Below are 25,676 nucleotides of genomic sequence, written 5' to 3'. Positions count from 1 at the left end.
ACAACGCGCGAAAGGTCAACCGGTGGCACGTCAGAAGTGCGAGTCACCGTGCCATCCTGCCGCAAACCCACGTCCACGCAGGACGCGGGCCGGGAGCTCGAAGTTCGGAGCGGGGCCGTGGTCGAAATGCCGATCTTCGGCCGGTCCCGAGTCGGGCAAATCCGGCGGGCGCTGCCGTCCTGCCGCTGACCGGACGCTACGCCGACAAGCGGGAACCGGCCGATTCGGAATCCGAGGACGTAGGCGCCCGGAGAGTTTGTCCGGTGCGGGGAGTGGTCAGGGTGACCGTCATGGCGGCAGCGATGGCCGCGGCGGCCATGGCGGCGGTGGCGGGCCAACCGAACCAGCCGACGGCGGCGGCGCCGAACGCGGCTCCGGCGCTGCCGCCGATGAAGTAGACGATCATGTAGGCGCTGTTGAAGCGCGCTGGGGCGCCGGGGTCGATGGCGAGGACCGTGCTCTGGTTGGCTACCTGGGCCGCGAATAGCCCGGCGTCGAAAAGACCGAGGCAAACGAGGGTTACGACGGTATTCGAAAGAAAAGCCGCCAGGGCTGCCGAGGCGGCGATGGCGAGCACGAGCCCGATCGCGATCACTCGCCGCGCGCCGATGCGGTCGGTCCACGCGCCCGAGATGCGCGTGGCGACGACACCGAGAAGTCCGGCGAAGGCGTACATGCCGATCCGTTCGGGTGGGTACGAGAACGGCGGCTGGGACAGCGCTACCGGGAGCCCGGCCCAGATCGTGCAGAAGGCGAAGAACCACAGGGCGCCGCGACCGGCGGCCAGGCGCAGCGTCGGATATCGGCGGTGCAGTGCTGGAAGTCCGCGCACCGTGGCCAGATAACCTCCGGTCGCATTCCCTTTTACGGCGGGCAACGCGAACCGAGCCGTGACCGCGACCGCCGCGCAGGCCACTGCGAACGCGAAAAGTGTTCCGCGCCAGCCGATCGCATCCGTCAGCCACCCGCCGACGATCCTCCCCGCGAGGATCCCCGCCGAAATGCCCGCCGTCACGACCCCCAGGACGGTGGCCCGCCGCCGTGGTTGCGCGAGCCGTCCGGCGACCGAACTCAATTGCGCGCCGACCGATGATCCCGCCCCGATCAGGCCGACCACCGAGCCGAGCAGCCAGGCCGAACCGGCCACCGCGCCCGCCGCCAGAGCGATGGCCAGAGCACCGAACTGCGCCGACAACACCGTCCGCGGCGGGAACCGGTCGACCAGCGGTACCAATAGCGCCAGCCCACCAGATAGCCGAGCGACCCGCACGCCAGGGCGGTGCCGACCGCCGCGAGCGAGGCATGCAGCGAACCGGCGACTTCCGCGATGGCCGGTTGCAGCGGATAGATGGTGGCGGTGCCGAGCGCGGCCGCCGGCGCCATGAACCAAACGACGGGGTTGCGCAGCGCGGTGCCCCGCGCGCGCGGTGACGGATCAGTTTCCATCGCACCGACGCTAGGAGCACCGAGCCCGAGAATCCGGCGGGAAAACGACGCGATCGTCGCCGTCGCCGGGACGCGTCTCGACGCCCGCACAGCCGCTCCCCCCAGGCGCCGAGCGCCCTCGTACCGCGGCGTGACTGCACCGACGGGCCGAGCGAGCCGCTCTGCTCGCATACTGCGCAGCCCGGGCACCCTCCGAGTCGTCATGGCGTCCGCCGTCCTGCTTCTGACCGCCTGCGTCCAGCTGAGCTGCGGGGTCCTGCTGTTCACCAGCGCTACCCGCGTCGCCAGGATCTGGTTGCTGGGCCTGGTGGCTCTCGGCGTGGCTTACGACTCACTGATCATCGGGCTCGGACCGGTGCTGGGGCAGGGACCGTTGCTGCATGGGCTGAGTCCCGGCCTGCGGCGCAGCGTCTTTCGACGGCTTGCCGCTGATTCCTACGCCGGGTGGCGCCGGCCGCTTCGGCGCACCGTGCGCAACCCGCAGGCTTGGCCTACACTCGCGCCTTCGAGCAGGTACTGCAGCCCGATCACCACGAACCCGAACAACCATCGTGCGACCGTCTGCCATACACGTGGACGCCGGCCGTCCTTCCATCGCACTACCCGCATTCCGAACAGCAGTTTCGCGAAACTGCCACCTAACAGCAGTGTGCCGAGTACGTGGTTGGCGAACGACACCGCGAGCACGCACGGAACGAACGCGCCGAGGAATTCCGCGACACCGTCGTAGGCATGGAAGACGCGTTGCGACAACGCGAATCCGACGATCAGCGCTATCAGAGCGTCGGTCGTCGCGGCCAGGGCGAGGCGGTTCTCCCCCGCCTCGTCCGGAACAGCGGCCCGCGGCGCGGGCGCTTGGCCGCGAGGTCGGCTTCGATCAGGACGGGGGCGTGTTGCGTTCACGCGACGTATTGTGGCCCAGCTCGACGACTGTCCCCAGTGGTGCGGTGCCGATCCTGAATGGCGAATGAACGCCGAGGCCGCGGCGCCCCGGAACGTCGAACAGCCGCATATTCGGGACCGAAGTAATGCAATGCCATGTGACAGTCCAATTCCCGGGTTGGCCGCCGATGCACTACCGGGCCGACTCCGTAGCAGCCCACACGTTCGCGAAGGCAGCATACGAAAGGGGAATGGCGATCATCCGAATCGACCAGGATATGCGGGAAGCGTTGCGGCCCATGCCTTGCCAGCGACTGTGGCGATGAACCACCGTCTCCGGAGATCGGCAACACAAAGGCGGGTGATCTGTCGGCGCGGACTCTTACGGACGCCGAGAGTATGGTTCCCGATGTCGGAAAGTTCCGTTTGGCGCGAACAAGGTCCTTCAGTACCCCGGGAAGCACACCGTTCTCCGGTACAGTGCAGTCATGTTCTCTTCATATGACCGAGGACCGAGGCGCCCGTGACCAGCCTGGGCGAGAATCCGGCATGGAAGCAGCGCGCCGTCGAGCGCTCGCTACGCACCGCGAAGCTGCGCGCCGAGGAGCGTGTGCAGCGGTTCCTGGACGCCGCCCAGGCGATCATCACCGAGAAGGGAAGTACGGACTTCACGGTGCAGGAGGTCGTGGACCGCTCACGACAATCGCTGCGCAGCTTCTACTTGCAGTTCGACGGCAAGCACGAGCTGCTGCTCGCCCTTTTCGAGGATGCCCTGAGCCGCACGTCCGACCAGCTGCGCGCCGCCGCCGACGGGCGGACCGACCCGCTGGACAAGCTTCAGGTGGCCGTCGAGCTGTTGTTCGAGCTGTGCCGGCCGGACCCATCCGCGCAGCGGCCGTTGTTCACCGATTTCGCATCGCAGCTGCTGATCTCGCATCCCGACCATGTGAGGGTCGCGCACGCGCCGATGCTGGCACTGTTCACCGAGCTCATGGACGCGGCCGAGGAGGCAGGCCAACTGCGCCCCGAGGTCGACTCGCGCCGGACGGCGGCCATGGTCATACAGACCGTCATGTGCACCGCGCAGTCCGCGGGAGCGTTCGACGAGGAGACGCAGCATCCGATCACCGGGTCCGAAGTATGGAATTTCTGCGCGCATGGTTTCGCCCGCAGCTGAGAGCGATAAGGGCGCATTGCGCTTCCCGCCGAAGTAAACCGGCGTCGCGGCGAGCGAACCCGACCGGCCGCCCGTCTCGTGCCATCGCTCCCGGTTCGTCCGGCCCGGACGCGACACGTGACGACCCGCTGCGCCGGGGACCGATTCCGCTGGTTCTACACTGACCCCGCTCGGTGAATGACGTTTAAGCTGGAATCGGACGGCTTATGCCCTGGCAATAGGGAGCGGATGAACATCGCCAAAGCGCCTCAGCCGGAATACCGGCAGGCCTGCTTCGCCGATCTCGACGACATCGCGGCCATCGAGGCCGAGGTGTTCGCCGAGCCGTACCTGTATCTGATGCTGCGCCAGCTGTTCGACCTGCACGGATCCGAATGGCTGGTCGCAGAGGTGGGCGGGACGGTGATCGGGTACGCGCTCACCCTGGAGAAGAAGGGCCGGGCACTGCTGTTCACCTTCGCGGTGGCCAAGCGGTATCAGGGCGGAGGATTCGGGCGGGGCCTGCTGCGCCGCACGTTGCAGACCTGCCGGGAGGTGGGAGCCGAAGTGGTGTACCTGACCGTGCGGCCGGACAATCAGCACGCCAGCAACCTGTTCAAACGAGCGGGATTCGAATTCGTCGAGCACGACGACAGGTACTTCGGGCCCGGCGAGCCGCGCGACGTTTTCGAATACCGGCTGAGGAGCCGCCCGCTAGACTCGTGACATGGGGGAGCTTTCACCCTTCGTCGCATCCGTCTCGACCCGGATCACCAGGCGCGCAGTGGAATACACCGCCGAGATAGATCGGGGCGGCCGTTCCGAGCAAGCAGAACTCGAGCGCTTCACCGCGCATGTCGAGGCCATCCTGGCCGATTACGACCCGCCCAGTACCCGGCGGCACTCCGACTCCCTGGTCTTCCGGCATCTCTACACCGCCGCACGGCAACCGGCGCCCGACGAAGCGGGCTGGCGGGTGCCGAGCGCGATCCCGGCGGCGTTGCTGGCGGCCGAGATCGAATTCCGTGGTCCACTGCGACTGAGCAGCAGGCAGAACACCATGCTGGCCGAGGAGTACGAGCAGTTGGGCGCGCAGTTCTCGGCGGCGGGGTTGCCCGCTCACGCGGCGCTGGCCTACCGGCGAGGCGCCGCGCTGTATCGGATGAACGAGGACGACGAAGCCCAGGATCGCTGCGGTCTGCGCTTGGCCCGGGCCCGCACGCTCGCGCTGCCGCCCGGCCCGCGGCGCTGGACGGGGCAACTGTCCTACGTGCTGTGCGGCCACGGTTTCCGGCCGTCGTGGCTGCTCGGCTGGGTGGTCGTGCAGCTACTGCTGTTCACGACCGCCGCTTTGGTCCTGAACGGCGACCCCTCCCCGGCCGCCACCGTCTACACCTGCGTGACCGCCTTCATCAATCCGCTGGGGCCCGGTGACACCGAGAATCTGCGCCCGGCCGCCCGGCCGCTGTTCGCGGCGGAAGCGTGGATGGGCACAGTGTCGATGTCGGTGTTCTTCGCGCTGCTGGTGCGCAAATGGTTCCGGATGTAGTTTCCACCGCTACCACTCGGTGTCGAAGGCTTTGTGCTGCAACGCATGTAGCGTCGCGACCGCGATACGATCCCGCAGCCGCGCGACCAGGGCGCTCCACTGGCGGGACAACCCGGGATCGACCTGCAGATCCCGCCACAACGCGCGCATCGATGCCGGGGTGTGGGCTCCCGGCATCCACAGCCCGGTGAGGTCTTCCAGCACCGGGGCCAGCAGGTCGGTGCGTTCCCGGCTGTGCGACGGGAAGCGGTCGGCCTCGGCCAGCGCATCGGCGACCACGGTCAGCAACCAATCGTGCGCGGCCAGGTCCTCGCAGAATCGTTGCGCCGCCTCCAGATCCGTTTCTTCGCGGACGATCATCCGGACCGTACGGAGGGCGGCGTCGTCGAGATACAGCGCGGCCGCGGGACCCGCGCTTCCCCCGATCTGCGCGGTCCAGCGCAGCCGGGTGGTTCCGGCTCGCACCGGCGGCTTCTGGTCCAGCCTGGTGTCGGCGCGCAGTCGAGCCAGCAGGCGTTCGCTGATGGAGGCCAGGTCCAGCGTGTCGTCGCCGATCGGCCCGGTGAGATATCCCTCGGCCAAAGCCTGGGCGGCGGTAGCCCTTTCGGGTATGCGGCTGATCACCTCCGTCACGCCCTTCCGGCTGAGGTAGTGCGACCAGGTCTGCCTGCGCCGACTGCCTGCACGGATCACCTGAGTACGCGCGGTGGACTGCAGCACGCGTCCACCGGACAGGACGGCACTGGTCGCCACGGTGCCGACGATGTGCGCGGTCTGCTCGCCCAGCGACAGGTCGCAGTCGACGCCGACCGCCGTGGTCGGTGACACTGCCAGCGTCCCCGGCCGCTCCCGCCACCGCACCGTGCAGCCGGGCATCAGCGCGAGCAGATCGCAGGCCTCCGCACCGGTCAGCGCGGTCGCCGACGGCAGCAGGCAGGTGCGCACCTCACCGAGGACGACCAGAGGCGTGGTCGCGGCCATGTCACGTCCCGTCGAGCAGCAGGTGGGAGAGCCGCTCGCTGACCTGGCGCGGCACCGGCACCGGCGGAACCTCCTCGGCGCCGCGGCCGATGACCTGCTCGAGCACGTCGTCGTCGAGATCGAGGTGGTCGAGCACCAGCCGCACGGCGTGCTCGATGCCGATGTATCGCTTGGGCAGCATCGACAACGTCTTGTAGGCGGCGAAGGGTGCCGCGGCCGGGTTGAGCTGCACCACCGGTGGGATGTCGTGCCAACGGCGCGGTGTGAGGTCGTCGCGGTGCCATGGTTGCGGATCCACGACGGCGTCACCGTGATAGCGCAGCATGCCGAGTCGCAGCAGATGCCAGACGGCGGCCAGGAACGGGCACGACCACCGGGTCACCGTCACCCCGTCGACGACGTGCTTGCTCCACAATTCCACGTCGAGGAAGATCGAGTGTTCCCGGCGGCCGAACTCCTCCGGCGGCTGATAACTGCGCTGGCGCATGGCTTGGCCGCGTTCGTCCTCCGAGGACCGGCGGCCGTTGCACAACCACCCCGATTCCGCGGTGGGTGGCCTGCGGCCGGTGCTCGGCGGCGCGGGCTCGGCGACGATGCGCGCGGCCACCAGCTCCGCCACCGGGATCGGCTCACCGAACGCCACACCGTCGACGAATCTGGCGGCGCGCCAGCAACCCGACTCGCGCGCCAGGTAGTCGATGACCAGCCCGGACTCTTCCGCGGCGGCCAGCAGTTTGGCGAGGATGGCGGACGGGTCGGTATCGGGCTGGAAGTAGTCGTCGATCAGGTAGCAGGTGCTCACCCTGGCGTTCGGACCGTACTGCACCTTGGCCGACTCGACGAAGGCCGCGACCAGCGGGACGATGCGGCGGAACTCCGCACCGACCCGTTCGATATCGGAGGTGATGTCGTTGGGATAGAAATGCCCGACCTCGATCGACAAGTGCGACAACGGGATGGAAGCGATTCGGGGCTCCTCGGTCGCCTCGCTGTAGCCCTGTGTATCCCGCATCTACAGCCTCTCCCACGTGGCGATGTCGATCAGTCGGCGAGCCAGTTCGGCATAGGCCAGGGCGGTGCCCTCGTTGGCGATCTGCGCGTTGACGTCGGCGTCGAGGATGAGCTGTTCGCGCCGCTGCAACACCGGCTCGATCGGGGTGGAGCCGAGCACCGCCGTGGTGCCGAGTCGTTTGGCGGTCGCCAGCCGCCGCAACGCGGTGTCCTGTTCTTGCAGCCACGCCGCCTGCGCGGGTCGCTGGGCGACTCCGTCCCAGTTGGCGTCGGGCACCGCGGTACGCACGTAACGCACCGAGCCGAGCAACTCCTCCGGGTCGTGACCACATTCGGCGCCGGCCTTCAGCAATCCGTGTGAGCCGTACACCAGGCCGGCGGCGGCCAGGATGTGCTGGCGAGTCCAGCGGTGGAAGATCAGCCAGCGCGCGGTGCGCTCGCGCAACTGCGGCAGGGCAGTGGCCTGCAGCGCGATCTGTAGCGCCGCGGAGCGTCCCGCGCTGAGATCCACGATCACGACCCGGAATTCCTGATCCAGCGCCACCAGCAGTTCGGCGCACCGCTGCACCACCGCGTCGTCGTCGGTGAGGAATTCCGCGCCGCCCTCGTCCCCGGGCAGCAGCACCAGCCGGCCCGAATTCGGGCCGATGCGCCTCAGTTCCGGCCGATCGGTCGCCGCGCCCACGTCGACGCGGGCCACGGTTCCGCTCTCACCGAGCAGGTAGGAATGCACGCCGCCGCGGGGCACGCCGCGTTCGGTCGAGCTGATCTCGAACAGCGCACCGGCGGTGGGCGAGCCGAGGTCGAAGTCGGCGTAGGCGACGTTGAGACCGGAGCGGCACAGCCGGTAGGCGATGTTGCAACTGGTCACCGACCGTCCGGTGCCGCCCTTGTCGGAGGTGGAGAACACCAGCACGATGCCCCCTACCGTGTCGCGTCCCGGCGGGCGTACGCCAGTTCGTCGAGCTGGACCAACGCCTGTGTGGCCAGGCTGTACGCGGTGCCGGGTCGCTCGCGCAGCACGCGCCGGGCCCGGTCCAGCGATTGCCGGATCCGGTTCACCGCGGCCTGTTTCGGCGACAGATCCTGGCCTTCGACCTCCAGTTCCTCCTGATTCAGCAGATGCTCGGCCTCGCTGAGCAGATCCACGGCGCGGGCGACCATCGCCTGGGGCGCCAGCGGAGGTTGCTCGAACGTGCTGTACGCGATGACCAGGCACTCCATCATGCGCTCGGTGACGAACCAGGACGGCCCTTCCGGCAGCGCGTCCGCCACGCCGACGACCCGGCCGATGTCGTCCCACAGACCGACCACCGGGCCGTCCCGCAGCACGCGCTGGTCGAGGTGGTCCATCGCGGACTCCGCCAGCGCCATCAACTGGTCGCGGGTGTCCACGTCGGTGCGCAGGCGCGCGGCTTGCAGGCAGCGTTTGAGCAGCAAGGTCGCGAAATCTGGCACATACCAGACCAACTGGACTCCCTCGGCCACCTCCTCGCTGCCCGCCAAGCCCAGCCGCACACCCGGATAGTGCAGCGGCGCGGCCGGGTCGTCGACGGTGAACCGGCTGGTGATGCGCCCGCGGCGGCCGAGCTGGTCGAGCACGGCCACCGTGCGCGCCAGATCCTCGGTGCTGTCCCGGTAGACCAGGTCCTGGATGAGCATCGCGGTGATCACGAGACTGAAGTACTCCGATTCCTCGCCGTCGGCAGTGCGCCACGGGATGTCCTCCAGCGGCCAGCGTCCGCTGCCGAAGCGGGCGACCCTCGACCAGTAGTTGCGCGTCAGCTCCAACCGCAGCTGCAGCGCGTCGGCGAGGACGCGCTGCTCGTCGGTGAGCAGATCGAGTTCCCGGATACGTTGCGAGGACAGGTCGAGGATGCCGTCCAGGGCGACGGCGGTGAAATACAGGTAAGGGCGGGATTCGGCGTGCCCGGCCACGCTGCTGGTCCTACCGGGCACCAGGTCGATGGGTTCGGCGCTGCGCACGATGCCCCAGCTCCATCCGCATTCGAACAGCCGCCCGTCGTCGGCGATATCCATCTCGGTGGTCTGGCTGAGCCTGACCTCGTTGGCCGCCTGCACCCGCAGGCGTTCCAGCTGCGTGGACAGCCGTTCGATGATCTCGTCCGGTGAGGTGCGGGTCTGGTTGAGCATGTAGACGATCGACTGCCCGAACTCGGTGTGCGGCTCGGGGGTGTGGATGACGAAACTGCGGACCAGGCCCGCCATGGCGGCGGTGAGGCGCGCGCTGATCTGCTCGATCACCGCGGGGATCCGCTCGCGCAGTTGCCGGGCCTCCCGCCGGACCTCACCGCTGACGAATCGCAGGAATCCGCGCAGGAACCGCAGCGCCGCGATACACAGGCTCAGCGACATCGAATAGGAGTCGACCACCTCCACCGCCGATTGCGCCGCGCTGAGCGGGCTGCCGTCGCCGCAGCGGAGATAGGAGCCGCTGGCGAAGATCGGCTCGCCGTCGGGCCCGGTGTAGCGGCGCAGGTAGTCCTCCACCAGATCGACCAGCACACCGCCGATGCGGGTCTCCTCGCCGAAGGGGGCGAGCGCGGCCTTGACGTCGGAACTCATGTCGTTCGGCTGGTCCAGCGCGAACGCTTCGATCTCCGTCGCCGGATACAGCAGGCACAGCAGTTGTTCGGCGTCGCTGATCGAGTTCGCGCCGTCGCGTCCGCCCCAGATCCACTTCCCGTCCGGGTAGGAACACGCGAGCACCGCTCGCCACAGCTCGAGCAGCTGCTGCCTCGGCCGAATCCTCATCTGCTGTCGGACCTCGCCCCCGCGTTCGACCGGCTGCGCCGGACGTCGTTACTTAGAGTGTGCCCCGCGGAGTTCACTTAGCCAAGCACCGTTTACGACGCCGTGTTTGCTGCGAGATGTCCAGCAGCGCAGACGCTTCCGCAATTCGAAGACGATGTGCCGCTGCGGCGGTGACTGCGATGCGGCGCACCGGAACTGCGGCGGGCGGACTGAATTCGCGAAGCGTCGCTCAGGATGCTCTGGGCGCGGCTACAGAACTGTTCACGCGTATCGGCCTGAGCGAACCGAAGATCCGCGCACTCGAGCCGGTGGCGTCGGCGGAGCAATTCGGGCCGTGACGCGGCCGCCGACGAAATCCGAGCGCACCCCGAAATGACGTGCGCTCGGACTCGGCGGACGACGGCTGCGTCAGTTCTGCCGCACGAAGTCGCGCGCAAACCGTTCTGTCACATCGTGATCGGACGAAAGAGAGACGAACGCGGCAGGTGCCCGATCGCCCGTCCCGTGCTCGGCCCCGCCGTGTCCGGCTGTGGTCAATCGGCACTGACCGTCGGCGCACGACCGCTGCAGGCGGCCCCGCGAGACGGTTTGCATCAGTCCGATCAGCCAGCAGGTCGGGCATCCGCGCAAGGCGAGAAATCCGACCGGTGCGAGCAGCAAGCTGAACGCCCCGACGACAGGCATCAATGCGATGGCGCCGATCAGCGCGCCGAATCCGATGACGCCGCGGGCCAGGTGCCGGGACACCGAGGCGCTGGCGAAACTCCGCTCGTCAGTCATGTACTTCGCTCCTCTCCGGAGTCGGCTGCGGGGTACTCCGCAGCTCGTGCTGAACCGCTGCCCGGGCGCGGTGCAGACGTGACTTCATCGCCGCGACGCTCAAGCCGAGCATGTGCGCGACCATCCGGCCGCTGTATCCCTGGACGTCGCGCATGATCAGCACCCGCCGCTGGTCGGCGGGCAGGGCGGCGATCACCGCCGCCACCCGGCCCGCTTCGAGCCGCTGCACGGCCTCGTCCTCGGCGGACGCCACGGCGGAATCCGGGATCGGTTCGACGTGCCGGGTCACCATGCGCCATTGCCGCAGGCACTCGTTGCGGACGATGCGGAACATCCACGAGGCCAGCGCGCCGGAGGCCCGCAACGTCCCGATCTTGCGATACAGGATGATCAGCGCTTCCTGAGCGGCGTCCTCCGCGTCCTCGGCGGACGCGCACAGGGTGTGGGCGAACCGGCGAACATGCGGGTAGGAACCCGACACCAGTGCGGTGATGGCCGCGACGTCGCCTTCTCGGGCGGCGGTGACCAATTGCTCGTCAGGCCAGACGCGGTCAGTCACGGGAACGGCTCCAGCGGCGGAACAGGGTGACGCTACACCAGCCGACCAGCAGAACGGCGACGGCGATGGCGGCAACGATCACGACAACCTCCTCGATCCGTGCCGGCCCGGTTGCCGGCACATCTATGAGAGGACCGGACGTCGTCAAAGGATTCACACCGAATCTCAGCACACCGCGCCGCGCTCGAAGCAACGCTCCCCGAACCGGTCCTCGGCTCGGCACTCCCCCGGCACGAAATATTCGGATGCTCCCCTCGATTCTCCGGTTATAGCGTCGAGCGATGGTCGATATCGCCGAACGGCGACAAGTGCTCGGGGCGGTGTCGCGCGCGGCTCGGGCTCGGCCTCGGTCGGCGATGGCCGTCGGTGCGCTCGGCGTCGCCACATCGGGGATCTTCATCGGCTTGTCCGGCGCCTCGCCGGCCACCGCCACGTTCTTCCGATGCCTGCTCGCGCTGCCGTTGCTGTGGCCGCTCGCCCGCGCGGAACGCGCCACAGAAGGGTCGCTGCCCTGGCGGCGCGGTGCGATCGCGGCGGTCGCCGGGGTACTGTTCGCCGCCGACGCGCTGCTGTGGACCCAAGCGATCGCCGAGGTCGGCGCCGGGTTGACCGCGGTGCTGGTGAACGCGCAGGTCGTCGTCGTTCCCGTGCTGGCCTTGCTCATCGACCGCGAGCCGGTCCGGCGCACGTTCCTCGTCGTGCTGCCGTTCATGGCGGCGGGCATCCTGCTCACCGGTGGCATCCTCGAGACCGGAGCCACCGGCAGCGCCCCGGCCCGGGGAACGGCCCACGCCCTCCTCGCCGCCTTGTGTTATTCGGCGTTCCTCTTCCTCCTGCGGCGCGGTGGGCACGGCGGTCAGGTGGCGCAGTCCTACCGGGTCGTGCTCGCCTCCGCGGCCGTCGTCGGGGCAGTGTGGCCAGGCGTCACCTACACGCCTGGCTGGGGGCCGCTGGGTTGGCTGGCCCTGACGGCGGTGTGCGGGCAGATCGGTGGCTGGCTCTTGATCGCCCTGGCCACCTCCCACCTGAGCAGCACGGCGAGCGCGGCCATGCTGCTGCTGACCCCCGTCGGCGCGATCGGCCTGGCCGCTGTCGTCCTCGGCGAACACCCCACGATCCCGCAGCTGCTCGGCTGCGCGCTGATCCTCACCTGCGCCTACGCGGCATCCACATCCGGCTCCGCGCGGCGCCGGATCGTCGTCACCGTCCGGAAACGGCTGAGCTTCCTACGGGGCCACGCCATCTGAAAGCCCGCTTATTCGTTCGCCTTCACGGCCGACGGCCGCGCTGGTGACCGGACGCGATCACACTGCCCTGCCCCTTCGGGCGAGCCCGCGACCGGCTCGTCACGGGCGCGGGCTCGGCATGCAGCATCCGGTTCCGGACCGCGATCACAGTCGCGCTGCGGCCGGGCGGACGCGTGCAGCCGGTTCAGGAGGTGAACCCGCCGTCATTCGACGGCTGACGAATGACGGGTCCGCTGGGCGTGGGCAGAACGATATTCAGTCGATGGTGCAGCCGGAGACAGGCTTCCCCGCGAGGCGATCCAGCAGATAGGTGATCGCGTTGTCGGGACCGAATCCGTCGATCATCTCGGGTCCGAAATGGTTCGGAATGGTGGCGCCCGGCAGGATCGGCGGCAGGTCGTTGGTGCGGAAGGTGACCGTAGCGCCCTTCGCGCACCAATCCTCGGCGAGCCGGCGGGCCTGGCCGTAGGGGACGGTGTCGTCGTTCAGGCCACTGGTGATCAGCACCGGCGTCGCCGGAGTGCGGTTGCCGACGCGCATCTCGGCCAGGACGGGAGCGGCCTCGGGAATCGCGGCCAGATGCTCGGTCAGCGAGCGACCGTCATCGATCATCGCGCCGGTCTTCATGAAGGCGTGGCGGGTGATGATGTCGCCGATGCATTCGTCGCTGAGGGTCTCCAGCATCGCGCGCCCCGCGGGGCTGGTCACCCGGTCGTCCGCCTTCTGCAGTTCTGGATAGCGGGCGAGCAGACCGTTGATCGCGAATCCGATGGCGCCGCTGATGAGCGAGCCGTCGATGCGCTCCAGGATCGCGGCGAGGTCCGCGACCGGCCCACCGGCCCAGGTCCCTTTCAGGGCGAGTTCGGGCGCGTACTCCGGCTGCAGCTCCGCCGCTGCCGCGGTGGCGCCGCCGCCTTGGGAGTAACCCCACAGCACCAGCGGGGCGTCGGGACCGACTCCGGCGAGGTTGTTTGCGGCACGGGCACCGTCGAGGACAGCATGCGCTGATTCGATCCGGTTGGCGTAGGTATGGATTCCCGGCGTGCCCAGGCCGATGTAATCGGTCACCAGCACCCGCGCACCCAGCGCGCTCCACACCACCGAGGCGGGCAGCTCCTGATTGGCCGACAGTCCCGGCGAGGGGTCGGTGTACACCGTGACCCCGGTGGAGAAGGCCACCGACATCGCGCAGCGGTCGCCCTGGCCGGAGGTGCCCGGGCCGATGACCACCGTCGGGCGCGACCCCGGCCCCTGCCAGGGACCGGTGGCGTCGATGAAAGTTCCCGACACCGCGACCGGCGACCCGTCCTGCAACCGCGAGGTGTACATGACGTGCTGCGCCTTGCCCGGCCATCCCTTGTCCGTGGGCAGCGTCGCGAACAGCGTCATCGGCGCGGTCTTGATGATCGCGCCCGGTTCCGGCGGGATCTGCGCGGGCGGGACGTAGAAGTCGCCCACCGGGGCGGCCGCGGCCTCGCGCGTGTCCATCCCCACCCCGGTCACCACGGCGACGCACACCGCGGCCACCGCCACCGCCACCGGAGCGGCCCAGCGCCGCAACCCCACCCGAGAACGCCCATGCTGTCGATACATCGATCAACTCTCCGTGAATTCCACCCGGCACCGTCGCCGGAGTGATCTCGGCCGCGATAGCTGTTCGACATGAGACATGTCACAGCCGCCGACCTACCGTAGAGTAACACGATTACTGCGGATATGAATCCGGTCGGTGTCAGATACCCGCCGGCTACTGTTGCACTGCCTATGGCGCACGCGCAGACCCCCCGCCCGCGTCGGGCATGGAATCCGAGCGCCGCGGCGAAGGCCGGACGACGTCACGGTGAGGTGGCACGGCGCCGACCTACCAGCTCACCGGCAGCTCGTACAACCCGTAGGCACCCGGTCGTGCTCGAACTGCACTTCTTCGAACGATCGCCAAGCGCAGGGGTGGAATTCGCCGCACCGGCGTCCGGAAGACGATTGGCAATTCCGCCCGGGCGAGCCGCTGCCCCACGCACTGCTGCGGCGCCCACGGCATCACCGGCGGGCATACCCCGACCTCGGCGGGAGTCTGACCGCCGCGTACACCCGGGCAATGTGGCGCACATCACGAACTCGCTGCGCACCGAAACGGGAGTAGTTGTCGTGCAAAGCTTCTCGCCCGTCGGCGGCCTGGCGGCGCGTCGGCTCACCGGGTAAAGTGATCGTTGTACTCTTCTCGTGGCAGCCTGATCGCCCCTTCGCGGCGCCGCACACATGCAGGAGGAATGCCGGATGATCACCGCCGACGTACCGATCCCACGACGCGAACCAGGCGGCGCGGCAGCGCATCCGAGCGACTGGGCCGACCGCTCGTGACGACCGAGGACGTGGCGGTGCACCGCGGATTGCGATCGGACAAGCGCGCTTCCATCTTGCGGGGAGCCCGCGCGGTCTTCTGCCGCGACGGCTATGCCCGCGCCTCCGTCGATGCCATCGCACGCGAGTCCGCGGTTTCGACGCGAACGATCTACAAGCACTTCGCTGATAAGAAACAGCTGTTCACCGCGGTGATTGTGGACAGCGCGGCGCATGCGCGCGCCAGCCGATGCCCCGCGATCGACCACCACCTCGGCGAGGTCGTGGACCTCGAGGCCGATCTGATCGCCCTGGGCCTGGCCTTCGTCGTCGGTGGCGACGAGCACCACTTCGCCCTGGTCCGCCAGATCCGCGCCGAGGCCGATCACATCCCCGGCACGGTTCTCGATGCGTGGCTCGACTCCGGCCCGCGCGCGGTGCATGCCGCTCTGGCCCGGAAGTTCACCGCGCTGGCCGCGCAGGGAGTGCTCGACCTCGATGATCCCGGCCGCGCGGCCGTCCACTTCGTCCTGCTCGCCGCCGGCGAGGCCAACGACCGAACCTTCTGGGGCGCCCTAGCTGCCGAGCCCGGTGCCGTCGAAGCCGACGTGACCTCAGGCGTCCGTGCCTTTCTCCGCGCCTACGGAGCCGCTTCCACCCATTGAACCGGGCAGGCAGGGCGGATGCCCTTCCGAAGCGGGGACGCCCTGCCGCCTCGATCGAGCCGATCGCCGACGATACGAAAGGACCCGATCATGTCCCCAGTGGATCTGGCGTCCGCCAGAGTGCTGCTGACCGGCGCCACCGGCGGTCTCGGTCACGCCGTGGCGCGTGAACTCGCCTCCCACGGTGCGGCTCTGGTGCTGACCGGCCGTCGCGCCGACACCTTGTGCGCGCTCGCCGCCGAACTCGACGCCACGGTGATTCCCGCCGATCTGTCGAAACACGAGGACCTGCCACGCCTGCTCGACCAGGCCGGGCCGGTGGACGTGCTCATCGCCAACGCCGGTCTACCGGCGGGCGGGCATCTTCTCGAATTCTCCGCAGCCGACATCGACCGTGTCCTCGAGGTCAACCTGCGCGCGCCGATGCTGCTCGCCCGCGACTTCGCGGTGCAGACGACAACCCGCGGAGAAGGGCACATCGTCTTCATGGGCTCGGTCGCGGGACTGCTGCCCGCACCGCGTGTCAGCCTCTACAACGCCACGAAATTCGGCCTGCGCGGCTTCGCCCTCGGCCTTCGGCACGATCTGCGCGACGCCGGAATCGGCGTGTCCATCGTCGAACCGGGCTTCGTCCGTGACGCGGGGATGTTCGCCGAGAGCGGCAGTCGGCTTCCCCCCGGAATGCGCACGGTCACGCCGCAGCAGGTCGCCGACGCTGTCGTCCGCGCCATCCGGGAGAACGTCGACGAGATCGTCGTCGCTCCGATCGAGACGCGACTGCTCGCCACGGTCGGATCCATCGCCCCGAGGTTGGTAGCGCCCGTTCATCGTTTCCTCGACTCCGAACGCCTCGGCACCGATCTCGGCAGCCGATTCCACCACGAAAGCTGATTCTCACCACCATGTGGTGACTTCTGAAAAGGAGGTCGGGTGTGCGTCATCACCAAGTCGTCGTGGTCGGCGCGGGTCCGGTCGGATTGTGGCTGGCGGCGGAACTGCGCCTCGGCGGCGTCGACGTGCTCGTGCTGGAGGCGCGTGCCGAGCCGGATCCGAATTCGAAAGCGCTGGCGATCCACCCTCGCACACTCGAAATGCTCGCGTCGCGAGGTCTGCTCGACCGATTTCTCGCCGAAGGCAGCCGGATCCCGAGCGGCCACTTCGCCGCGTTGGGCGCCCGGTTGGATTTCCGGCTGCTCGACACCCCGTACCAGTTCACGCTGTCACTTCCGCAAGTGCGCACCGAACAACTCCTGGAAACGCACGCTCGCTCGGCCGGAGCCGACATCCGGCGCGGGCGCCGCGTCGTGGGATTGACCGCGCGCGCCGAGTCGGTCGTCGTGCGCCTCGAGGAGGGAACCACCATCGAAGCGGAATGGGTCGTGGGATGCGACGGTGTCCGCAGCACGGTCCGGCAGGCCGCGGGCATCGCCTACCCGGGCACCGGAACCACGATGCTGGGCTGGCTCGGCGACGTGGAACTCGCCGACCCGCCGCCGCAGCCCGTCCTCAGCGAATGGACCGAGGCGGGCCTGCTCATGGTGGTGCGGCTGCCCGGCGGCTGCTATCGCCTGATCGGTATCACGCCCGAGGATCTGCGAACCGATCGGCGCGGCGCGCTCACCCTAGACGAACTGCGAGCGAAGACCGTGGCGATCGCGGGCACCGATTGGGCGATGCACTCCCCCAAGTGGTTGTCCCGCTACGGCAACGCCTCGCGGCAAGCCGAACGCTACCGAGCCGACCGTGTACTGCTCGCCGGTGACGCGGCACACCAGCACATGCCCGCGGGCGGGGTCGGGATGAATCTCGGCCTCGCGGACGCGATGAATCTCGGCTGGAAGCTCGCCGCCACCATATCGGGGCGAGCACCCGAAAGCTTGCTGGACACCTATCACACCGAACGGCACCCGATCGGCGTCCGGGCACTGCGCAGCACCCAAGCCCAGGCGGCACTGATGACTTCCTTCTCGCCGGACGGCAGGCAGTTGCGCACCATGTTGTCCGACCTCATCGGCGACCGGCCCGAATTCGCTCGCGCGCTCGCCGAGCAGCTGGCCGGACTGTCGGTGGCCTATCCCGCCGCACCCGGCGCGCACGCCCTGACCGGTCACCGCGCCCCGGACCTGCCGCTCGCCGACGGCCGGTCGCTGTTCGCGACGCTCGCCGACGCACGTCACGTCCTGGTCGACATCGCCGGCGGCTTGGCGCCGGTCGGTGAGCTGCCGCTCGCGAGGGCGGTCCCGATTCACGACCGGCCGGAGTGGGCAGGGGTGACAGCGGCGCTGGTGCGACCCGACGGCTACCTCGCCTGGGTCGGCAGCCGAGACACCGGACCGGTGCCGCGGGTCTGGTCCGATCGCGCGGCATGAGGCACTGCACCACAACCCGTTTCGGCGGCGCGTGCTGACAGGATGTAGGCGTGCTCGCGCAGAATACGCTGAACTCGGTACGGACGAGAGTGTCCTCGACCTACGTGCTCGCCGCGCTGATCGTTCTGGCGGTGGGCCTGCAAGCTCCCTTGGTCCGCGTAGTCGGATCATCGGCGCGGTGGCAGACCGCGGTGACGGTCTTCGCGGGCGTGTTCGTGCAGGCGGTGCCGTTCTTGGCGCTGGGAGTACTGGTCAGCGGCGCGATCGCGGCGTTCGTCTCACCCGCGGTGCTGCGGAGGGTGCTGCCGCGCAACGAGTCCGCCGCGATCGGAGTGGCCGGGCTGGCCGGTATGGCGCTGCCGGGCTGTGAGTGCGGGGTGGTGCCGGTCGCGCGTCGGCTCACCGAGCAGGGGGCGCCGGGTTCGGTGGCATTGGCCTTCATGTTGTCCGCGCCCGCCATCAACCCGGTTGTGCTGATCGCCACCGCGGTGGCGTTTCCCGGCGAGCCGGGCATGGTCGCGGCGCGGTTCACCGGCTCGCTGGCCACCGCGGTGGTGATGGGATTGATCTGGTCGAGGATCGGGCGGCCGGCGTGGCTGCTGCCCGGTGGCAGGCACGACCACTGCGCGGTGGGCCGCAACCGCTGGGAGGTCTTCACCGAAGCCGCTCGCCACGACCTGTTGCAGGCCAGTGCGTTTCTGGTGCTCGGCGCCGCGACCGCCGCCGCGCTGCACGTGCTGGTTCCGCCCGCCTGGTACGAGCACTTGGCCGGGCGGATGGTCTTGGCGGTTGTGGTGCTGGCGGTGCTGGCGATCGCGCTCGCGCTCTGCTCGGAGGCCGACGCGTTCGTCGCGGCGAGCATGTCGGCGTTGCCGCTGCTGCCGCGACTGGTTTTCCTGGTGGTCGGTCCCGCGGTCGATGTGAAGTTGTTCGCCATGCAAGCGGGCGCCTTCGGGCGCTCGTTCGCGCTGCGGTTCGCTCCGTTGACTTTCGTGGTGGCCGTAGTGTGCGGCACGATCGCCGGATACGTTCTGCTGGGAGGTGCCCGATGAGGCGGGAGACGCAGAATCTGCTGTTGCTGTTGATCGGCGGCGCGGTCTTGTGCACCGCGCTCGACGGCTCGTACCTGCGCTACGTGAAGCCGAGCCTGTATCCGTTCCTGGTGGTCAGTGGCGTCGGATTCATTCTGCTGGGACTGGTGGCCATCGGGCGCGACATCAGGCACGGCGCGGCGGGCCCCGACGAGCACGACCACGCGCACGGCAGCGGCCGGGTCCCGTGGCTGCTGTTGCTTCCGGCTGCCGCGCTGCTGCTCATCGCTCCGCCGGCGCTGGGCGCCCAAGCGGCGTCGACCAGCAGCCGGGTCCAGGTCGTGTCGCGCGAATCGTCCGGCGCGGGAACGGAGCAGCGGTCGTTTCCGCCGCTGCCCGGGGACGCGGTGCCGACGCTGCGGCTCGTCGAGCTGGTCAACAGGGCGCTGCTCGACGCCGATCGCTCTCTCGACGGCAGGGAGGTGATGGTCAGCGGATTCGTCATGCGGCCGGATGATCCCGGGCGGCGACGTCCCGGCACACCCGACGCCGACCTCGCTCGAGTAGTCATCACCTGCTGTGTCGGCGATGCTCGATACGTGCAGGTCCACTTGGCCGGGATGACCGAAACAATCGAGGACGACGCGTGGCTCGAGGTCCGCGGTTTCGTCGAACCGGGCAGCGCACAACACGATCCCGAGCTCGTACCGACTCTCCGCGTCACCGGCTATCAGCGGGTGGCTGCGCCGGAACACACCTACGAACAAGATCGATGAAGACACCCTGTCGGCAAGCGGCGTCGATCACCTCGTGCACACGGTGGCGGTGGCCCCCGCGAAAACCGCGACATCGTCACACCGCGCGGTGAGCGAGATGGTCGCCCGCCCGGTGGCGTCGTCGACGGATCGGACCACGCCGCCGATGGAGATCTCGGCCAGGCTGTCGGGCGCGACCGGGACCGGACTCGCGAACCGCACGTAGTAGCCGACGACGCCGTCCGCGACGCCGAGCCATTCGCTCAGGCACGCGGCGCCGAGACCCATCGTCAGCATGCCGTGCGCGGTCACCATGCGCAGACCCGCGTGCCGGGCGGCCTCGTCGCTCCAATGAATCGGATTGACGTCGCCGGAGACACCGGCGTAGTGCACGAGTTCACCGCGGGACAAGCGGAACACGCGCCGGGGGAATCGTCGGCCCACCGTCAATCCCGGCACGGCGACCCGGGCGTTCGCCTCCGTCGCGAGCGAGGTCGATCGCACGGCTCGCGGCGCGGGCCGGGCCGACGCCGGTACCGGGAGGTCGAGCATGGCGACGGCCCGCACGGTCGGTGCCGGCTCCCGAGCGCGTCCGGCCAGGGTGGTGTGCACGGTCTGCACCGGGTTCGCCATCGCGTCTCGGATGACGGTGGTGACGGCGATGAGGTCACCGCTCGGTGTGGACCGCCGGGAATCGACGATGACCTCGTGCGTCAGCCGATCTCCCGCGACCACCGGTCGGTGACAGCGGATGTCCTGATCCACGTGGAGCAGGTGGGCCGGATCGTATCCGTCGAGCGCGGCCCGCATCTGCGACCGTTGCGCGAGAGAGCCGACCGCCGAGGCGAACGTGATCGGCGCGACCAGGCCACGATGACCGAGCGCGGCGGCGCTGGAATCGTCCCAGTGCGCGGGATGCGCATCCTGCACGGCGCGGGCGAATTCCCGGATCTTCTCCCGGCCCACCTCGTATTGGTCTGAAACGCCGAGGTCGGAGGCGACGGCAGGGCGCGGGGACATGACGGACTCCTCGGGTCACCGTGGGGCGCGAGCTGCGAAGATGCGCTGGCCGTGCGCGGCCAACGCGTGCTCCGGCCCGGGCAGAACCAGCCGGGCAGGCAGATCTGCCGCGATGAGCGCGGCGCGCCACTGGGTTTCGGTCAGGAAGATGCGGTCGGTCCCCGCGCGCACGTCGTCGCGACCGGGACGCACACCGCCGGGACGGGCGGACATCAGGAAATGCATGGAGGTGAGCAACTGGCAGTGTTCCCGGCAGGACTCGATGACGACGAGATGCCCGCCGGGGCGCAGCACCTCGCGCAGCCGGCCCAGCGTCGCGCCGCAGTGGTGGGCGTTGTGCAACACGTTCGCGGCCAGGATGACGTCGAAGGACCGCTTCGGCGGCAACTCGGCGTTGAGATCGAGCAGGTCGAACCGTAGCCAGGGGTAGTGCGCGAAACGCGCCCGGGCGGCGTCGAGGAAGAACGACGACACATCGGTGAAGTGGTATTCGACGGGAAAGCCGTCGAGCACCGGGAGAAGGTCGGCGGTGGTGCCTCCGACACCCGCGCCCAGTTCGAGGATACGGACGGGGTGACGGTCGGCGGCGAGTGCGTCCACGGCTCGGGTGACGATCGCGCCCGCCGCCGCGTTCAAGTATCGGTTCACCGGGTTGTCCCGGTACGCGGCCTCGGCGGTGAGCAGGTCGGCGTCCGGGAACAACAACTCCTGGGCGAGCACTCGGTCCCGCAACAGATCGAGCGCATGGCGATTGGCAGCCGCGAAGAAGCGCGCCAGCTGCGGAGAGAACCCGAGGTCGGCGCACACTCGATCCAGATCGGCGCGATGCGGGGCGGCGACCTCCCGCAGCGACGAAAAGGTCTGTCCGTCGGCATGTTCCAGCCATCCGTGCGCGGCGAGCACGCCGAGCCAGCGCCGCAGCAGCCACCGATGTCGTGGCGCGACGTCCAGTGCCGCCGCGATGTCGTCCTCGGTGCGCGTCCTGCCGCCGGACAGCGCCGGTCGCAGTGCGGCGGCCATGGCGCGCAGGCCGAAAAGATCGAGGTCGCCGCGCGTGGAAAGGCAGTGCCGCGCATCGAAATCGGCGATCGCCGCGGCGGCGCGCGCAGCGATGTCGATGGCTTCGCCGGTGGTCATCGCGCCTCGTTCAGCGGCGGGATGTTGTGGTTGCAGCGAAACAGGTTGTCGGGATCGTAGCGGCGTTTGAGCTGTTGCAGTCGCGGATAGGAATCGCGATGGTAGGCGCGGCGCACCCGTTCCGGTGACGCGGTGTCGTCGAGGATCCCGATATAGGGCCCGCCCGCAGAACAGTGCCGCAGCGCGGCCACCACCTCGGCGATCCACCGGCGTGACGGGTCCAGATCCGTCCCGGCCGGCCCGCCGGAGAACATGACCGCGTGGTAGGCGGCGTCGTGGTAGCCGAACGCGGTCGCGTCCACCGGCACCCGGCGCAGCGCGCCGCCGAGCTGATGGACCGAGACCAGCGAATAAGGGGTGGGCATGTCGGCCGCGAGGTCGATGAGCGCGTCGATGGCGTCGTCGTCGAACGCGCGCAGCCATTCCGTTCCGGTGGCGGTGCCGTGACCTTCATGGAATGCCTGCTCGGTATTGCGTTGCAGCTGCGGGTAATCCAGCGGCCGGATGAGGTCGAGCTCCGGTTCGCCCAAGCGCTTCAGTCCGGCCAAGGCCGCGCGGGCCCGGTCGTCGGGTCCGAAGTACGCGACCGTCACCGCGGCCATCGCAGGCCCCTCGGGCGCGGTGGGCGGCCAGTGCAGCAGGGTCGCGCGCAGCGCCAGCTCGTCCGGGGCTTGGGCACAGAGTTCCCGGAACTCGCGGAACACGGCGCGCCCGGACTCCAGCCGGAACAGCAGCGTGCCCGCGTGCACGGAGCCGATCGGATGCAGTGCGAACTCCACCGACACGACGACACCGAAATTGCCGCCGCCGCCGCGCAGCGCCCACAGCAGTTCGGGGTGCTGGTCCTGGGTGGTGTGCACCAGTCGGCCGTCGGCCAGCACCACGTGGGCCGAGCGCACGCTGTCGCAGGTGAAGCCCGCCATCCGCTGCAGCCAGCCGCTGCCGCCGCACAGCGTCGAACCGATCACGCCGACCGTGGACACGTCCGCTCCGGTCACGGCCAGGCCGTGCCGGTGGCAGGCCCGATCGAAATCCGCCCAGGTGACGCCCGCGCCGACCGTGGCACGCCGGGTGATCGGATCGATGGTGATCGTGCGCAGCCGCGACAGATCCAGCAGCAGTGAGCCGTTCGCCGCCGGGTGACGCGCGACTTCGTGGCCGCCCCCGCGCACCGACACGACCAGGCCGTGCCGCCGCGCACTCGTGACCGCGGCGCGGACGTCGGGGACCCCGGCGCAGCGTACGACGGCGGCGGGCCGCTGGTCGACGGCCGAATTCCAGCGTTGCCGGACAAGGTCGTATCCCGGATCGCCCGGCGTCAGGACGGCGCCTCGGCAGGTCGCGCGCAGGTCGGCGAGATAGTCCGTCGATCGGGTAGCGGTCATGTGGCGGCGAACTCCTCGGAGACGACGATGGAAGGCGGTTCCGTTGCGCCGCGGAGTAATTCGAGATAGTCCGCGAGGACTTCCGGCATCCGGCGGCGCATATAGCGTGTGAACGGGTCGTTGCAGGCGACGAGCGGCGGCTCGGCGTCCATCTCCGACTGGTGTTCGGGGCGGCCTGCGGCCAGCAGCCGCGCGTCGGCCGAATCGAGCAGGACCGCGCAGTCCGGCGGCAGCGCCGCCGCGAGCGCAGCGGGCGCGACCGCGTCCGCGGCGTCGGGGACGAGCAGCGCGTTCGGTATGCCGGTGACCACGGTCGCTTCCCGGCGCACGATGTCGGCGAGCGCGGCGATCCGATCGGCGGCGTCGCGGCCGGGGAACTCGCGCCAGGCGACCGTACGGTGCGGGCCCGGCGACGGCGCGTCCACGGTGAGCACCACGTCGTAGCGGTATCGGGTCAGCTCGGTATCGTCTCGCATCGGTTTGGCGTAGCAGGCGACCCGCACCGATCGAGGATGGCGGCGGGCGATCCGGGTGAAAAGGCGAGGATCGCACAGGAGTTCTTCGTCCGCGTCGAGCCGGGCGGCAGCCCGCCGCGCCAGATCGTCGGCACTCAGGCCGGGATCGCGCGCCAGTTCCAGCCAACGAGCGAAATCCCGCGCCCCGAGGAGATTGCGGATGTCACCGACGACGACAGCGCCTCCGGGTGCGACGACGTCGAGCGCGTCGTCGAGTACGGCGGTGAGGTAGCGCTCGTCCGGGAAGCACTGGGTCACGCTGTTGAGCACCACACAATCCGGCCGCCCGCTCGCGTCCAGCCCGCGCAATGCCGCGCGTACCCGGTCGGCGGCCAGCTCGTGCGCGGCGGCGCGCAGCACCGAGACGCCCGGCAGGCGTCGAGCGCGCAACCTCTCCACCACGGGCGCGGCCGGGTCGAGGCCCACGTAGCCTCGGGTGGCCGGAGCCAGCCGGTGAACGAGAAGCCCGCTGCCGCAGCCGATCTCGAGCACCGTCCGAGGTCGGCCGCGCCGGACCAGCCCGACGGCGTGACCGATCCACTCCAGCATGTGCTCGCGCGGGAACGCCGCACCGGTGTCGGAGGCGCGCCATCCGGACAGATCGAGATCGTCGCCGTGGCGCAGCTCCTCGGAGGAGTAGACGAACTCGTACACGTGCCGCCAGTGCTCGAGATACTCCACGAGCAACGCGCCGGGCGCGGGTCGCACCGCGACGGCCTCCGGGGCAGGACGCACCACCAGCGCCGCGCGCCGCTCGTCCCACCGCGCCGAGTCCACCCACGGGTGCCGTCCGAGTACGGCGGCGAGTTCATCCGTCACGGCTGGTGCGCCTGCGACACGGCCGCGAGTTCGGCCGCGGCGAACATGCGGTACACGCGCTCGGGATCATTGGCCGCATGCGCTCGGCCCCCGTGCACGTCGCGCCAGAAACGCTGCACTGCGCTGTCGGGCCGCAACGCCCGGCCGCCGGAGCTTTCGAACAACCGGTCCATGGCGGCCACGGCGCGCTCGGTGCCGCGGACCTGGTCGCGGCGCAACCGCAACCGATCACGCGGACCGATGGGCCGGTCGGCCGCCGCCAGCGCGTACATGTCTTCGATGTTGCCGGTGAGCTGACGCCAGGCGGCATCGATCTCGGTCGCGGCGAACGCGATCCGCTCCAGCGTGGCCGAGTCGTCGCGGAACCGGTCACCGCGGTAGCCGGTGTCCTTTCGCGCGTCGCCGGGTAACGCCGCCCGCACTCGGCCGCTCTGCTGCTCGAGATACGCCCGGTAACCTCCGCGCGCCATGCCGACGATGGCCGCGGTGATGGCGCTGGTGTGCAGACAGCCGAACGGGATCCGGTACAGCGCCCCGTCGTTGACCTGCTGGCCCGGAGTGCGGCATGCGGTCACCGCATCCGAGGACAGCGCCCGGTGTGCGGGCACGAACACCTCGTCGACATGGATGTCGTTACTTCCCGTGCCGCGCAACCCCACCGAATGCCACACGTCCGACACCCGATAGTCACCGGCAGGCACCAGGAACGTGCCCGAATCGACCGGCTCACCGTCGACGATCACCCGCGCGCCCAGCAACGCCCACCGCGCGTGGTCGCAGCCGGAAGCGAAACCCCAGGTGCCGCTGAGCCGGTAACCGCCATCGACGGGAACGGCGGTGCCGGTCATGGCGTACGAGGAGCACAGGGGGACGTCGACGCCCGATCCCCACACCTCGTCCTGGGCGCGACCGTCGAACAGCGCCAGGTTCCACGGCGACACACCGAGGACAGCGGCGACCCACCCGCTCGAGCCGCATGCGGAGGCCAGTTCGGCGGCCGCGGTGTAGAAGACGGCCGGATGCGCCTCCAGCCCGCCGTAGCGCCGCGGGCGCAGCAGGCCGAAGAATCCCGTAGCGGTGATGTCTTCCAACGATTCGATCGGAATCCGCCTGGCCAGCTCGGTGTCCTGGGCACGCTTGCGCAGCGTCGGCAGCAGATCGCCGACCGCGGCCAGCACCGCGGCGGTGGCGTCGTCGGTCATTACGTTGTCCTCCCTAACGGGTCGAGTGATCCGGTCGGCCGTCGCCGTCCGTTTC

General features: G+C 69.5%; 23 protein-coding genes and 1 pseudogene. 9 read left to right on the top strand and 15 right to left on the bottom strand.

The window, feature by feature from the left end; translation table 11 throughout:
• Window positions 1–196: 196 nt before the first annotated feature.
• Window positions 197–1,270, bottom strand: coding sequence for an MFS transporter (locus GVY64_RS26135; protein ID WP_236567201.1), 1,074 nt, complete (start codon window positions 1,268–1,270; stop codon window positions 197–199).
• Between the two features lie 611 nt (window positions 1,271–1,881).
• Entirely contained in the window at window positions 1,882–2,349 is a 468-nt protein-coding gene (locus tag GVY64_RS26130; RefSeq protein ID WP_159846728.1) for an RDD family protein, read from the bottom strand.
• 502 nt (window positions 2,350–2,851) lie between these two features.
• On the opposite strand from GVY64_RS26130, the gene GVY64_RS26125 reads away from it, so the two are divergent.
• The 3 genes from GVY64_RS26125 to GVY64_RS26115 all read left to right on the top strand — a co-directional run bounded on the left by GVY64_RS26125 (window position 2,852) and on the right by GVY64_RS26115 (window position 5,033).
• Window positions 2,852–3,505: a TetR/AcrR family transcriptional regulator gene (locus tag GVY64_RS26125; protein WP_159846725.1), complete on the top strand. Its 654-nt coding sequence runs from the start codon at window positions 2,852–2,854 to the stop codon at window positions 3,503–3,505.
• Between the two features lie 228 nt (window positions 3,506–3,733).
• Window positions 3,734–4,210 carry a GNAT family N-acetyltransferase gene (locus GVY64_RS26120; protein ID WP_159846722.1) on the top strand — a complete coding sequence of 159 codons (477 nt, stop codon included), beginning with the start codon at window positions 3,734–3,736 and terminating at the stop codon, window positions 4,208–4,210.
• A gap of 1 nt (window position 4,211) precedes the next feature.
• Entirely contained in the window at window positions 4,212–5,033 is an 822-nt protein-coding gene (locus tag GVY64_RS26115; RefSeq protein WP_159846719.1) for a hypothetical protein, read from the top strand.
• A gap of 9 nt (window positions 5,034–5,042) precedes the next feature.
• On the opposite strand, the gene GVY64_RS26110 is transcribed toward GVY64_RS26115, so the two are convergent.
• From GVY64_RS26110 to GVY64_RS26085, 6 genes are all read right to left on the bottom strand, one after another.
• Window positions 5,043–6,014 carry an SCO2521 family protein gene (locus GVY64_RS26110; RefSeq protein WP_159846716.1) on the bottom strand — a complete coding sequence of 324 codons (972 nt, stop codon included), beginning with the start codon at window positions 6,012–6,014 and terminating at the stop codon, window positions 5,043–5,045.
• A 1-nt stretch (window position 6,015) separates the two neighbouring features.
• Window positions 6,016–7,026, bottom strand: coding sequence for an SCO2522 family protein (locus GVY64_RS26105; protein WP_159846713.1), 1,011 nt, complete (start codon window positions 7,024–7,026; stop codon window positions 6,016–6,018).
• Window positions 7,027–7,941 (bottom strand): SCO2523 family variant P-loop protein, encoded by a 915-nt coding sequence (locus GVY64_RS26100; protein ID WP_159846710.1) that lies wholly within the window; start codon window positions 7,939–7,941, stop codon window positions 7,027–7,029.
• 8 nt (window positions 7,942–7,949) lie between these two features.
• Window positions 7,950–9,800, bottom strand: a complete 1,851-nt coding sequence (locus GVY64_RS26095) for an SCO2524 family protein (protein ID WP_159846707.1) — start codon at window positions 9,798–9,800, stop codon at window positions 7,950–7,952.
• Between the two features lie 408 nt (window positions 9,801–10,208).
• A complete protein-coding gene (locus tag GVY64_RS26090; RefSeq protein ID WP_201298155.1) occupies window positions 10,209–10,580 on the bottom strand; it encodes a hypothetical protein in 372 nt (123 codons plus the stop codon).
• Window positions 10,573–11,139: an RNA polymerase sigma factor gene (locus GVY64_RS26085; RefSeq protein ID WP_159846704.1), complete on the bottom strand. Its 567-nt coding sequence runs from the start codon at window positions 11,137–11,139 to the stop codon at window positions 10,573–10,575. Before GVY64_RS26085 ends, GVY64_RS26090 begins: the two co-directional genes overlap by 8 nt.
• A 281-nt stretch (window positions 11,140–11,420) precedes the next feature.
• Here GVY64_RS26085 and GVY64_RS26080 point away from each other — a divergent pair, with 281 nt between their 5' ends.
• Entirely contained in the window at window positions 11,421–12,386 is a 966-nt protein-coding gene (locus tag GVY64_RS26080; RefSeq protein WP_201298154.1) for a DMT family transporter, read from the top strand.
• 255 nt (window positions 12,387–12,641) lie between these two features.
• Here the strand turns inward: GVY64_RS26080 and GVY64_RS26075 are convergent, their stop codons facing one another.
• Together GVY64_RS26075 and GVY64_RS39205 are read right to left on the bottom strand one after the other, a co-directional pair.
• Window positions 12,642–13,979 (bottom strand): lipase family protein, encoded by a 1,338-nt coding sequence (locus GVY64_RS26075; protein WP_159846701.1) that lies wholly within the window; start codon window positions 13,977–13,979, stop codon window positions 12,642–12,644.
• Window positions 13,980–14,247: 268 nt separating this feature from the next.
• Window positions 14,248–14,406, bottom strand: a pseudogene (locus GVY64_RS39205) (cytochrome P450); the annotation flags it as partial.
• Window positions 14,407–14,740: 334 nt separating this feature from the next.
• Between GVY64_RS39205 and GVY64_RS26070 the strand changes: the two are divergent.
• The 5 genes from GVY64_RS26070 to GVY64_RS26050 all read left to right on the top strand — a co-directional run bounded on the left by GVY64_RS26070 (window position 14,741) and on the right by GVY64_RS26050 (window position 19,564).
• A complete protein-coding gene (locus GVY64_RS26070) occupies window positions 14,741–15,388 on the top strand; it encodes a TetR/AcrR family transcriptional regulator (protein WP_236567199.1) in 648 nt (215 codons plus the stop codon).
• Between the two features lie 90 nt (window positions 15,389–15,478).
• Window positions 15,479–16,279, top strand: coding sequence for an SDR family NAD(P)-dependent oxidoreductase (locus GVY64_RS26065; protein ID WP_159846695.1), 801 nt, complete (start codon window positions 15,479–15,481; stop codon window positions 16,277–16,279).
• Between the two features lie 41 nt (window positions 16,280–16,320).
• Window positions 16,321–17,757, top strand: a complete 1,437-nt coding sequence (locus tag GVY64_RS26060) for an FAD-dependent monooxygenase (RefSeq protein ID WP_159846692.1) — start codon at window positions 16,321–16,323, stop codon at window positions 17,755–17,757.
• A gap of 50 nt (window positions 17,758–17,807) precedes the next feature.
• Entirely contained in the window at window positions 17,808–18,809 is a 1,002-nt protein-coding gene (locus tag GVY64_RS26055; RefSeq protein WP_236567197.1) for a permease, read from the top strand.
• Window positions 18,806–19,564: a TIGR03943 family putative permease subunit gene (locus GVY64_RS26050; RefSeq protein ID WP_159846689.1), complete on the top strand. Its 759-nt coding sequence runs from the start codon at window positions 18,806–18,808 to the stop codon at window positions 19,562–19,564. Before GVY64_RS26055 ends, GVY64_RS26050 begins: the two co-directional genes overlap by 4 nt.
• Window positions 19,565–19,591: 27 nt before the next feature.
• On the opposite strand, the gene GVY64_RS26045 is transcribed toward GVY64_RS26050, so the two are convergent.
• The 5 genes from GVY64_RS26045 to hsaA are packed head-to-tail and all read right to left on the bottom strand — an operon-like array spanning window position 19,592 to window position 25,621.
• Entirely contained in the window at window positions 19,592–20,563 is a 972-nt protein-coding gene (locus GVY64_RS26045) for a fused (3R)-hydroxyacyl-ACP dehydratase subunits HadA/HadB (RefSeq protein WP_159846686.1), read from the bottom strand.
• 15 nt (window positions 20,564–20,578) lie between these two features.
• Window positions 20,579–21,700, bottom strand: coding sequence for a class I SAM-dependent methyltransferase (locus tag GVY64_RS26040; RefSeq protein ID WP_159846683.1), 1,122 nt, complete (start codon window positions 21,698–21,700; stop codon window positions 20,579–20,581).
• Complete coding sequence (locus tag GVY64_RS26035; protein WP_159846680.1) at window positions 21,697–23,085, bottom strand: FAD-binding oxidoreductase; 1,389 nt, start codon at window positions 23,083–23,085, stop codon at window positions 21,697–21,699. Before GVY64_RS26035 ends, GVY64_RS26040 begins: the two co-directional genes overlap by 4 nt.
• The gene (locus GVY64_RS26030) at window positions 23,082–24,419 is read right to left on the bottom strand and encodes a class I SAM-dependent methyltransferase (protein ID WP_159846677.1); all 1,338 of its coding nucleotides are present in this window, start codon (window positions 24,417–24,419) and stop codon (window positions 23,082–23,084) included. Before GVY64_RS26030 ends, GVY64_RS26035 begins: the two co-directional genes overlap by 4 nt.
• A complete protein-coding gene (gene hsaA, locus GVY64_RS26025) occupies window positions 24,416–25,621 on the bottom strand; it encodes a 3-hydroxy-9,10-secoandrosta-1,3,5(10)-triene-9,17-dione monooxygenase oxygenase subunit (RefSeq protein ID WP_159846674.1) in 1,206 nt (401 codons plus the stop codon). The genes GVY64_RS26030 and hsaA overlap by 4 nt, the downstream gene beginning before the upstream one ends.
• Window positions 25,622–25,676: the final 55 nt, after the last annotated feature.

Origin of the sequence: Nocardia sp. CY41, assembly GCF_009829325.1 — a bacterium.
In the GTDB taxonomy this organism is placed as follows: domain Bacteria; phylum Actinomycetota; class Actinomycetes; order Mycobacteriales; family Mycobacteriaceae; genus Nocardia.
The sequence above is the reverse complement of the archived record's forward strand: the minus strand, read 5'-3'. Positions and strand labels throughout refer to the sequence as shown.

What these genes read in the sequence shown, in the direction of transcription:
- GVY64_RS26120 (WP_159846722.1), top strand. Translation starts at nt 3,734, where the DNA reads ATGAACATCGCCAAAGCGCCTCAGCCGGAATACCGGCAGGCCTGCTTC.
- GVY64_RS26115 (WP_159846719.1), top strand. Translation starts at nt 4,212, where the DNA reads ATGGGGGAGCTTTCACCCTTCGTCGCATCCGTCTCGACCCGGATCACC.
- GVY64_RS26110 (WP_159846716.1), bottom strand. Translation starts at nt 6,014, where the DNA reads ATGGCCGCGACCACGCCTCTGGTCGTCCTCGGTGAGGTGCGCACCTGC.
- GVY64_RS26105 (WP_159846713.1), bottom strand. Translation starts at nt 7,026, where the DNA reads ATGCGGGATACACAGGGCTACAGCGAGGCGACCGAGGAGCCCCGAATC.
- GVY64_RS26095 (WP_159846707.1), bottom strand. Translation starts at nt 9,800, where the DNA reads ATGAGGATTCGGCCGAGGCAGCAGCTGCTCGAGCTGTGGCGAGCGGTG.
- GVY64_RS26090 (WP_201298155.1), bottom strand. Translation starts at nt 10,580, where the DNA reads ATGACTGACGAGCGGAGTTTCGCCAGCGCCTCGGTGTCCCGGCACCTG.
- GVY64_RS26080 (WP_201298154.1), top strand. Translation starts at nt 11,421, where the DNA reads ATGGTCGATATCGCCGAACGGCGACAAGTGCTCGGGGCGGTGTCGCGC.
- GVY64_RS26075 (WP_159846701.1), bottom strand. Translation starts at nt 13,979, where the DNA reads ATGTATCGACAGCATGGGCGTTCTCGGGTGGGGTTGCGGCGCTGGGCC.
- GVY64_RS26065 (WP_159846695.1), top strand. Translation starts at nt 15,479, where the DNA reads ATGTCCCCAGTGGATCTGGCGTCCGCCAGAGTGCTGCTGACCGGCGCC.
- GVY64_RS26050 (WP_159846689.1), top strand. Translation starts at nt 18,806, where the DNA reads ATGAGGCGGGAGACGCAGAATCTGCTGTTGCTGTTGATCGGCGGCGCG.
- GVY64_RS26045 (WP_159846686.1), bottom strand. Translation starts at nt 20,563, where the DNA reads ATGTCCCCGCGCCCTGCCGTCGCCTCCGACCTCGGCGTTTCAGACCAA.
- GVY64_RS26040 (WP_159846683.1), bottom strand. Translation starts at nt 21,700, where the DNA reads ATGACCACCGGCGAAGCCATCGACATCGCTGCGCGCGCCGCCGCGGCG.
- GVY64_RS26035 (WP_159846680.1), bottom strand. Translation starts at nt 23,085, where the DNA reads ATGACCGCTACCCGATCGACGGACTATCTCGCCGACCTGCGCGCGACC.
- hsaA (WP_159846674.1), bottom strand. Translation starts at nt 25,621, where the DNA reads ATGACCGACGACGCCACCGCCGCGGTGCTGGCCGCGGTCGGCGATCTG.